Annotated in this window: 6 protein-coding genes; 5 read left to right on the top strand and 1 reads right to left on the bottom strand. The window is 49.4% G+C overall.

Annotation, left to right across the window (positions count from 1 at the left end):
* Window positions 1-164 precede the first annotated feature (164 nt).
* From GTP77_RS29170 to GTP77_RS29155, 4 genes are all read left to right on the top strand, one after another.
* Complete coding sequence (locus GTP77_RS29170) at window positions 165-440, top strand: hypothetical protein (protein WP_161075654.1); 276 nt, start codon at window positions 165-167, stop codon at window positions 438-440.
* Between the two features lie 291 nt (window positions 441-731).
* Entirely contained in the window at window positions 732-4133 is a 3402-nt protein-coding gene (locus tag GTP77_RS29165; protein WP_223149412.1) for a VPA1262 family protein, read from the top strand.
* A gap of 3 nt (window positions 4134-4136) precedes the next feature.
* Window positions 4137-7139 carry a reverse transcriptase domain-containing protein gene (locus tag GTP77_RS29160; RefSeq protein WP_161075653.1) on the top strand — a complete coding sequence of 1001 codons (3003 nt, stop codon included), beginning with the start codon at window positions 4137-4139 and terminating at the stop codon, window positions 7137-7139.
* A 417-nt stretch (window positions 7140-7556) separates the two neighbouring features.
* The gene (locus GTP77_RS29155; protein ID WP_161075652.1) at window positions 7557-8843 is read left to right on the top strand and encodes a tyrosine-type recombinase/integrase; all 1287 of its coding nucleotides are present in this window, start codon (window positions 7557-7559) and stop codon (window positions 8841-8843) included.
* An 18-nt stretch (window positions 8844-8861) separates the two neighbouring features.
* Here GTP77_RS29155 and GTP77_RS29150 read toward each other — a convergent pair whose 3' ends face one another.
* Window positions 8862-9353, bottom strand: coding sequence for a tyrosine-type recombinase/integrase (locus GTP77_RS29150; protein WP_161075651.1), 492 nt, complete (start codon window positions 9351-9353; stop codon window positions 8862-8864).
* Between the two features lie 185 nt (window positions 9354-9538).
* Here GTP77_RS29150 and GTP77_RS29145 point away from each other — a divergent pair, with 185 nt between their 5' ends.
* Window positions 9539-10849 (top strand): hypothetical protein, encoded by a 1311-nt coding sequence (locus tag GTP77_RS29145; RefSeq protein ID WP_161075650.1) that lies wholly within the window; start codon window positions 9539-9541, stop codon window positions 10847-10849.
* The last annotated feature ends 205 nt before the right edge of the window (window positions 10850-11054 follow it).

Here is an 11054-nt window from a genome sequence, read left to right as displayed (position 1 = left end):
TCGCCAAGCTTGTTCAGCTTCGCTTCGCGCTCCTGGTCTGCAAACAAGCTGGTTTTGATCATCGGAAGAAGGTCAGTGTTGGCTCTGCGACATCATGCCATTTTCGGTGAAGTTTTTCGAGATCCCCTATATTCGGTGACGGTGAGATTCATTACCTGATTGAGGTGAATGGCCTGTTCTTAGTAGCGTGGGAAGATAACGCCACCGAGATGATGATAGTGAACCCTATCACTCGTTTTGGACTGGATGAGCTAGCGGAGCTTGGGGCCGAGGAGGCATGGACGGTCCTGCGCGAGCCAGACGCGCTCGCTGACGGCATCCAGTTCCGGGAGATCGATGAGGGTGAGCTGGTTGACGCTTATCGTTGGATGGAAGGGCAAGCGACGGAAGGCCGATTTTTCTCTTATGCGGGCACTTTGGTGCAGTGTCGAAGCCTGTGACGGGGTGTTTTTTCGCTCATCACTGGTTTCTCTCGTAGACAATAAGGCATAATGATAGGTAATTTTTTAGCAACTTCACCTATCAATATGCCGAAAGTCCTTTGCAATGGTTCGATGTGCTTGGCGTTCTCCAGCATTGGTTTGACTTTTGCAACAATCGCCTGCGCAGTCGCAGCGTCCCTCAGAAGAATATAGTTGGCGCGGAGTAGGCAATTTTAGGGGTAAGTTTGTTAAACGACTGTGTGCGAAATCCACATATTAAAAATATTTTTTTTAAAATAAAAAATCAAATTGGACGAATCGATGGCAGTTACATTAAACGACCTTCTCAATGACAGGCGGCTGGCTCGTTTGTTCTCGATGGATGCGCGTCATTGCGCACTGCAGTTATGGATCTTGCAAATCAAATCCGATCAATTGGCAGAGAATCGTATAGTTTACGGTCGTCTACTTCCTTACAGTCATTCCAGTAATAGCTGGTCCTTTAGCGACAACGACGATTTCAATACGTTCGGGAAAGTCAGAGCGAAGGTTACTCGGCTCAACCTATACGTCAAAAGCGACTATTGCTCGGATCTACTACGGCTATTGAGCGCAGGGCAGACTATCTCTGCCATCAGTGAAGAGTTGAAATTCAGACTTCCGGAAAAATTGAGGTCACAGTTTGGAGAGGCTTCGCTCGTGGCCGACAACCTAGTTTATCGTCCGGTTGCCTATTTGCTTAACCGTGATGCGTATGATTGGAAATCGATCTCTAGCCCGCATGGCGGAGCTGGCGCATTTAGCGCTTCTATCACCCCGATAAATAAGAGGGAATTGTTCCAGTTTGGCGAGGGCTACGATCTGTGCTTAACCGCATCAGTAGTCAAGTACCTAAATGCGGATACAGGACTAGAGTTCGGCGGTATTGACGCCGTGCGTTTTGGTGACATCGAACTCTTGGTTTTTCCTGCCCTGGACGACATGGAGAAGCGCTTGCTGAGTGTGAGTTGGGTAGATGACTCTTGCGCCCTGGTAGCTCGATTCAATCCAAGCCAAGTACCGAACTTCAGCGGTTTCCATTTTCGCCTTTGTGTAGTGAACGACGCCCAGATAATTTACTCTGGCCTCGGTAGGGCAGAGCGAGATGCTGAAGGCGTGTTTGAATACAAATTTGTATTAGGTGATCAATTGCGCGCTAGGATGGATTCATCCGAATTGGAGATATTTGGCTTGTATGACGACAATGCCAATGAAGGCGCGCTGTGCTGTCGGTGGCGCATTGGGTACATTCGAGAGATTAATTTTCAAGGGCATATGTTAGGGCATGGAGGCAGCCCCGTGAAGTTCGACTGGCTGGAAAAGACGACACGGCCATCTGTATCACAGCGAGTGAAGGCGGCACTAACGATCAACCGTGGCGACGCGAAGTTTGGCAGTGAAATCGGCGGGCGTAAAGCTGACCCTTGGGTGCCAGTCAACCGTGATCTTGCCTCGCTTTTTACGCAAATTCATCCACCCAAGTCGGATGGACAGTTTTTCCCTCGTTGGGGTCAGGAGGAGGGGGATGGGCGACTGCAATTCGTTGAGTGGTTTAAGACGCTTTTGGAAAAATTTCAGAAAAATCAAATAATAATTTTCGACCCTTATTTCGAGACCGCTGGCCTTGGTCTGGTGTTGCTATGCGCAGCACCGCAGGCCGATTACGTTGTCTTCACGTCTTTACCAAAATCATCAAAGAACAATGAAGCCAAGCTGGGCGAATCCGATCTACCAAATTCAGGCCGCGTTAACAATTTGGTGGCGAGCTGTGAGCATCATAGTCAGTTATTAAAACGCATCAAATTCCGGATTTACGGCATGAAGGAGGGGCGGCTACATGATCGCTATATCCTAATCATGGGGGCGGGCAATTTGCCGATAGCAGGATTTAACTTATCCAACTCATTTCAGAAGGCCGCTGAAAATTATCCTTTGTTAATAACCCCAATACCTGCGGATGTCTTAATCAAGGTTGAGCAATACAAGGCAGGTTTAATGAAGGAAGCGACGACTGCACTGCACGACGGCGATATCGAGAATCCCACTATGAGGCTACTTTTCGACTCAACGTTGTCATCGACAGTATCGCGTCGCTACGAGCCATTACGCTTTCTTGAAAATTCTGTGGCGGGCGATGTACTAAGCGTTTGGTGCTGCGAGTCGTCTTTAAAGGGCTTGGCGGGCGAGCCGTTGAAAGCTCAGATGACAGTGCTTGGCTTACTTAAAGATGATTCGCTCGCGCTGTCCGGGGAGGCTGGTTTGAACAATTGCCTCGAAAATCAGGCTGGAGCCTTTGATGACTTTGCTGCGCTTTGGGAGGTACTAGGCGAGGTGCTTGCTCATTCGCATGTCGAAGAATGGCGGTTTCGCGAATTCGAGTTTTCGGGTCGTTTTTTGGATTTCCTGGCGCGATATCTTGAGGAGGCATTCAAACGAAAGCATGATGAGGCAGACAATGAGTTGGCTGTAGTGGACGCGAAGCTCTTTCGAGAGTCAATCGAAGTTCTGATGCTTAGTTCGTACAACGTAGGTCATTTATTCCGCCCGGTGAAGTACGCAGCACTTACCTGGTCGGAGTACTACGCTGTCAAGTTTCTTTGGTGGCATTCCCCGGCTTCACTACTGATGATCACTGAAACGCAAGTGGCAGCTATGCCGATTGAGCCCGTTGGGTCGGACGCAGTAAGGCTGTCCTTATTGAGCCAGATCGTCAGCGATATTTCACTTTCGGTACAGTTTGGTGTTAGCGAGATTCAACGAGAGTGCCTCACTCATAGCAGTATGGGGTTGTTGCAATGGCTGGGGTTGAGCGCGATCGAAGGACTGTTGGAAAAGCCCGGAGGGCTCGAAGTTGTGCTTCAGTTGCTGAGTACCTTTGCTTACTCGGATAGAGTACGTGCGATGGGGTGGATGGTTCATCACGTGGCAAAGAACTCGCAGAAGATTGAGATTTATGGCGGCCTGGTCACAGCCCTGCACGATGCGCTCCCTGTAGTTATTTCAGCAGATGAGCTTGCACATCTGATAAATTCGATGCGAGGACATATGGTGCAGCTTGCTTGGGCTGAGCCGTGGCTATTCCAAGATGTGGTCTTCCCTCTGTTGAAGAGTGAGCGCGCCAACTGCGACGATGCTTGCGAAATATGGGTACAGGAGTTGGCAAGCATGCTGGAGCCGAAGTTCAAATGCCAATCCCATCTGTTTAGTCGAGAGCGCGAGGGACAGACGACTAACATTGCCGCCTTCCTCTTCGCGTACAGCACACCGGACCAGCAGCGGGACAGTCTGAAGTCGATAAAGGACATCTTAAAGCGCCAGCAACGGATCGTTCAACAGCCTCTCGCTAGTACCTCGGACTGGACGCGATGGGACGGTGCGTTAACAGCCTCGCTGTGGCTACTATCTTTCTGCCGATGGGGAGAGTTTTATCTGCGGCAGCGCGACATGGTCAACAATGAGTTAGAACAGCTGTCGAAAGACGCCCGAGTAATCGCTATGGTCAGGCCTGTGAGCGAATGGCAGGTGAACGATACGGGCAGGCAAGGAGAGCTCGCTGCGTTCCTCAACCAAGTGGAGGATCTGTTAGTTTCAAGCAGCGATTCGAAAAGTGGCAAACATCATCGAAATGATGAAGCGGAAAGTGCTTCAAAAGTTCGGATTGACAGAGGGTAGCGCATGACCACACTTCAAGACCTCGGCCTTGCTTACCGCAAAGCCAAGGTAGACCTGTACTACTCGTCGCATGCCTCGCTGGACACGATTGCGGACTACGAAGAAAATCTCCACGCCAATCTCAGTGCTATGTTGGCTAAGCTTCAAGGTGACGATGAGTCCTGGGTCACGCAGGCTGAGTTCATCGGCGGCTGGACTCTAGCCACTAAGTCTGTGGATATGTCGTGCTGGGCGCAATACCGCGAAGTGCATGGCAGCGGCCTGATCTTTTCCTCTCCGGCAGAGGAATGGGTGTACGTTTGCGGCTTGCTGGGCGAAGATGATAAACCCCAGCAGCCCAACGCAGAATTTCGGGTGATGGCTCAGTGCAGCCTCAACTTCCATGTGCTTTCCACGTTGTGGATGTTGGAGGTGGGTCACTTGTTCGACGGAAAACTGACTGCCTGCGCCTATGGCAATCGCCTGCGGCGCACGCACAGCGGAAAGGGCATCAACCGGCTCTCGCTTGGCTCTTTTCAGCCCTATCTCAAGCCTTTTCGAGATTGGCGCGATAAGGGTATCGAAGCCATGCGCACTGCGCTAACGGTTGACAAGAAAATAGTGGCGCTTACGGCGGATGTCAGCTCGTTCTATCACGAGCTCAATCCAGACTTCATGCTCGACTCGGGCTTTGTGTTCGATGTAATGAAGTTGGAGTTGACGGTCTCCCAAGCCAAGTTACACCGACTGTTCATTCAGGCGCTGAAGGCCTGGGCTCAGACCACCCCCCTTAAGAAGGGTTTGCCCGTAGGGCTACCTGCTTCAGCGGTCGTGGCGAACGTTGCCCTGGCCGAATTGGATCGCATCGTAGAGGAGCAAATTGCGCCGCTGTACTACGGCCGCTATGTGGACGACATTCTGCTGGTAATGGAGAACGGCGCTAGCTTTCGCTCCACGACTGAGCTGTGGGAATGGTTGTTCGCGCGGTCAAAGGGCAAGCTGGCTTGGGTAACGGACTCGGAGCGCAAGCAGATTTGCTTCCAGCCCGTCTACCTGAGCAACAGCAAAATCCACTTTGCCAACGCCAAAAACAAAGTATTCATGCTGGCGGGCGAGCCCGGCAAAACTTTGGTGGATGCCATTGCCCACCAGATTCACGAACGGGCCAGTGAATGGCGTGCTATGCCTCGTCTTCCACGCGCAGCCAGCCATGTAGGCACCGACCTGTTGGCTGCTACCCAAAGCGATGGCGAGGCGGCTGACAACCTGCGCAAGGCTGACGCGCTGACCATGCGCCGTGCCGGTTTTGCCATAAAGTTGCGCGATTTTGAAGCCTACGAGCGCGACCTTATGCCCGACGCGTGGCGGGCGCACCGCCAGGCCTTCTTCCGCGCCTTTGTTCAGCACGTGCTGGTGCTACCCCAGTTTTTTGACTTTGCGGTGTACCTGCCTCGGGTAATTAGGTTGGCGACGGCGTGCGAAGACTTTGAGGCCCTGCGCAAGATCTTGCGAGCGCTGGAGCAACTTTGCATCCAACTGAAGTCGCACTGCACTCTAAGCGTCAAAGCTTGCCCGGCCGACACTGTGCCAGCTGCCTCAGAACTAATGAAAATCTGGCAAAAACAGATCTACACCACTGTGCGGGAAAGCATCAGCGCAGCTTTCCCGCCCCGGCTGTCAAAGCAGGGAAAGGCAGCCTGGGAAGCCCACATGGCTGACTACGTTCCTGCGGATCTTGATGCCTTGCTGGACTGGTACTTGTCATCGTTGGGCTTTCAAGCCCAACAAGCTCGCCTGTTCTCGTTCGACTTAGCACACATGCCGTTCCGCTTCTTAGGCCTGCCCAAGGAGATGGTGGCGCAGCGCGGCATCCCAGCCAGAAAGACCGTCATAAATTGCGCCACAGCGCTCGAATTGTTGCCAGAGGCCGTCCTTAATGGCTGCGTGCAACTGGCGGAGTGGGTCCGGTTGAAGGCTCTCCCGCACGGGCTGCTGTTTGCCACCCGCCCGTTCAACCTGCCGGAGCTGTTCATACTCAACAAGACGGCCTATGACATGGTGGGGCGTAAGGCTATGCAGTCTGTCGTGCTGGCAGTGCGCGGCTTCAAGCTTGGCGACGCGGCGCCAAGCTTCGATAAGCACGGCGTGCTGCAGATCCCCGATGCCCAGCCGCAGCGCCGCTACGGCATCGCTGTCTCGAGCTGGAAAACTGAGATGGCGAGCTGGACCGCTTCGGTCATGCGCATGCCCGACCCAGATCTTGAGCGCTATGCCCGCCTATGCCGACTACTTGATGGCGTGATCGCGCAGCCGCAGCACAGCCGCTACCTTGTATTGCCAGAGCTGGCCTTGCCCGCGCACTGGTTCATTCGTATTGCGCGCAAGCTGCAGGGGCGTGGTATCTCGTTGATTACCGGCATCGAATACCTGCATGCCAGCAAGGCAAGGGTGCGCAACCAGGTTTGGGCTGCACTATCGCACGACGGCTTGGGCTTCCCCTCGCTGATGATCTACCGGCAAGACAAGCAGCGCCCGGCTCTGCATGAAGAGCAGGAGCTGCAGCGCCTCGCCGGGCTGGAACTGAAGCCCGACAAGGCGTGGAAGACGCCGCCCATACTGCAGCATGGCGATCTGCGCTTTGCACTATTGATCTGCAGTGAGCTGACCAACATCGGCCATCGTGCCGCCCTGCGCGGCAGGGTGGATGCGTTGTTTGTGCCCGAGTGGAACCAGGACACCGAAACCTTCAACGCCTTGGTGGAGTCCGCCGCGCTGGATATGCATGCCTTTATCGTCCAGTGCAACGACCGTCAGTACGGCGACAGCCGCATCCGTGCGCCGTTCAAGGAAAGTTGGCAGCGCGATTTGCTGCGGGTCAAGGGGGGGATCACCGACTACTGTGTCATTGGCGAGATCGACGTGAAAGCGCTGCGAGCGTTCCAGAGCAGCCACCGTTCACCGACAAGGCCGTTCAAGCCTGTGCCAGATGGATTTGAAATTGATTTTGACCGCAGAAGTCTGGAGTAACGAAATCCGCTTTCGCAGGCCGTAACAGGACTACTATAGCGCGGTTGCGCGAACAGGAGTGACGCAGGCTCGCCGATCTGGCTAGCGTGTGGTGGTGGGGCTGTGTTAAGTTCCTGCAAACATTAAGTGTCCTTCTTCTACAGAGCGGCATTAAATTCTGCACATGGTATTTTTCGTGGCATCAGATAGGACATTTCTTGTAGGTTATTGTTATTTAAGTGATTTTTAGTATTTTTGATAACTGAGTGGGAGTAGAATTAAATTCTTAAGTCATTGATTTTAAACGAATAAAAACTTACGCAAAAGTTTCGCACGTTTTTTAAGCATTTGATTTTGTTGGGCTTTTAAACTACAGTTACACGAATAGCTACACAAAACTGTAGCTACTCAAAACCGTAGTTTTCAAGCCCATTTTTTATGCTCAAAAAAAAGACATTTAAGCCGGATGAAATAGCAATTTTTGACGAGGCCATCATTCACAAACGCAATGAGATTTGGCAATTTCAAATGTGGCTTGAGAAGGAAGGTAAGTACGCTCATGAAAGTCTTCGCACCCGAAATAGAGATACAGCGATTGACAAAGCGAAAAAGCTTTACATTGAAATCAAGGCTCAGGAACAAGCAGGCAAGACCTATTTTTCAAAAACGACAAAACAAGGCGTCGAAGAATATCTAAAACAACGGGCTACTGATGTTGATGCTGGTCTGATTGTAAAAGGGCGGTTTACGACAATTAAAACGCACCTTGAACATTGGCTTGACTTCATACATCGTGATACAAAGCTCAAGGAGCTTGAACGCACCGATTGTGAAAACTACTATCACTCTCGTACTAAGACCAAGAAAGGCATTAGCATAAGTCAAACGACGGTTGAGAATGAGCAAAGCACTATCAATGCGATGATCTCGTGGCTCTATAAAAGAAATGAAACCTATATCGACGCATTCGACTTTAAGAAATTGCCACGCATTGACAAAGGTGATGCTGCCAACAGACGCGATACATTCACCCTTGATGAAATCCAGCGTATCACAAAGGTACTTGAGGAGCAGGTTGGGCTTGGCAGAAAAAATGTTGTTGTTGACGAAGACAATTTGAAGAAAATTGTTGTCGCGTATTACTTCCTAATCGCAATTGTAACTGGATTACGCAAGGGCGAGCAGGTGCAGTTACGTTGGAGCGATGTTGAATTCTTGACTAAAGACGTAAAAGGTAAAAAAAATAATACTATCAACCTTGTTAAAATTACCGTTCGTGCTGAAACAAGTAAGGTAAGGAAGACGCGGCGGTTTTATATCGAAGACTGGGAGTATTTTGATAAGTTATTTAGTATTCTTTACAAATTCTATACTGTCAAAAATAAAGATAACAAAGATGCCGAACCGTTTGGAAGTACATTAGTTTTCAGTGTGGATGGAAAAACAGCGCCAACGCCGAGAGTGCTTGCACTTCATTTTGAAAAGCTAATGGAGAATGCGGAAATTCAAAACACAGATACACGTGATTTGGTTCCATACAGTTTCCGTCACTATTTCATTACGAAAATGGTGAACAGAGGCTTACCTCCGATAGCAGTTGCAGAGACTTGTGGGACGAGTGTCGTGCAGATTGACAACACGTACTATCACACGACAGAAGCAAAGATGCTTGCAAATGTTTTTCCAGATCACCATTACAAAGACGGATATCTGGTTCCAAAGTAAATGCGTTAAGTAAGTGCATTAAGTAAGTGCGTTAAGTAAGTTCGTAAAAATAATGTGGGCAAGGTTCGTGATGAATGTGCGACGGCCACTGTGGCTACTGGCACCTTCAATGCCAGCAGCAGCATACAGACGTGCGAAAAGCTGGCAAAGTGAGTTGGCCGAAAACGCAGCACCTTTCTGTGAACGAAGTAGCGGCTTTGCAGTGTCCTGCAGCTTGAGCTTGGAAGTGCGTAAGTAGGCGCGCAACGCATCAATCAACTTGGTGCCAAGAACGATGGTCCGGCCTTGGCGGCCTTTGGTCTGTTCTGCTGTAAGCGCCACGAACGACTTCACTTCGCCTGTTGCTGTATAGATGTCACCTACTGTGAGGGCTGCGATCTCTTTGACGCGCAGGCCAGCATAGTAGCTGAGTAGGACCGCAACCTTGTTGCGCTCTGCGTGCCGCTCGGCAGTTACAACAGCCAGGACACGCTTCAGTTCTGCGTGTGAGAGGGTCTTTGCTTGCTTCATTGCTGCCACCAAATCTAAAATTTTCTATGGCAACAGTGTATTTTCTGATATTGTGATTGGACAACCGGAACGGGCTATGTAACTTTCATTAGTGAATTCAAGTAGTTATGCAATAACATAATGAATTGTGTATTTCATTATATTTTGAATATTCCTCTTAACTCAAATCCAAGGGAATCATTGATATGAGCGATTGGCGGTACGGTCCTATAGATTTTTCAGGCAACCTGTGCTTTGAGCATGACTCAATCAATGTACGCTTCAGTGCAGGCATAAACTTGGGGGGCAATGTAATCATTAAATTACAACGCATGGATCGGACGCCCGCAACCAAATTTATTATTGTGCAGCATGATGTAGGTGGTACTCGCTTTCCGCAGTTTTCATTAAGTGGTGAAGCTGAAGGGGAGGTAAAATTTTTCACCGACAACCTCATTATCACATCTATGGGCAATGAGTTTTCGGACATGCACTCAACGATATGCCCCGTAGTCTCATGTTCACATTCAACATTCACAATGCCGCAAGCACAGACAGGAAAAATCGGAATCAAGTGGCTGTTATTAGGCTTTGAGAATTTTCGCCCATTGTCTAAAGAGACTGAAGTCGGCATGCTACAAATGGCTGGAACGTATGAACCAGTTCCTGGCGTAATGTCCGGTGCATTATCTATTTTTAAGGATGCTGGAGAACCCTTCTTTGACTGGAAGGAAAAAGCTGACAAACTCCTTGGATGGGTAAATACGGTTATGTCGTTTGCTGCCGCAAAAATGCTAACTGTTCCGATTATCGAGCTTGTTCAGGACGGTAAGTTAGTAATAGAAGCCTACGCACAATCTGAACGTGGAACCACCGGTTTACGTCCGTTTGCGGCAATAAATCAGGTGGCTATATTTGATTGTGCTGTGAACTCTTTCTTAGATGCTGACGTTACTATCAAAAACTTGGATTATGCCGTGGAATGGTTTTCAATGAAAGCGGTGCATGCTGAATCGAATTTGATTTTTGCTATGACTGTTCTTGAAAATCTTCTTGATTCAAATCTGAGCAATGGGGAAAAGGAAATTTTACAGAAGGGGAAATTTAAAGAGTTAAAGAAAAAACTCAATGATGTTGTTGAGGTGGAGGTTTTGCATCTTTACGAAACTACGGAGCAACAGCAAATTGCAATAGTCGACTACAGTGACAAGTTCATAGACCTTAATCGGAAAACGTTAATGCAAAAAATTCGATTGTTAGCTGAGAAATGGAACGTGTCGCTTGACGGAATTTCTGAATTGCAAATTACTGCTGCCAAGTCTGCACGGGATAAGATTGTTCACCGTGGGAGATATACGGCACCGGCAGAGGCAACGCATGATTTGCATGACCATCTTTTGGTGATGCGTGAGCTAATCGTTCGATTTATTTTGACAGCCATTAAATACGATGGAAATTATTTTACTTTTATTGATGGATACATCGAGAGAGCTATGCCGAAAATCGTTTCGAAATAGGTGAAGGGCTTTATTTGAGATTTTGACGTAGTTTAAAAGAAAGAATAAGTTCATAATAATGAATAACTCAAGAGTATTGGGGATCTCGAAAAACTTCACCGAAAATGGCATGATGTCGCAGAGCCAACACTGACCTTCTTCCGATGATCAAAACCAGCTTGTTTGCAGACCAGGAGCGCGAAGCGAAGCTGAACAAGCTTGGCGA

This window comes from Pseudoduganella aquatica (genome assembly GCF_009857595.1).
In the GTDB taxonomy this organism is placed as follows: Bacteria; Pseudomonadota; Gammaproteobacteria; order Burkholderiales; family Burkholderiaceae_D; genus Rugamonas; species Rugamonas aquatica_A.
The sequence above is the reverse complement of the archived record's forward strand: the minus strand, read 5'-3'. Positions and strand labels throughout refer to the sequence as shown.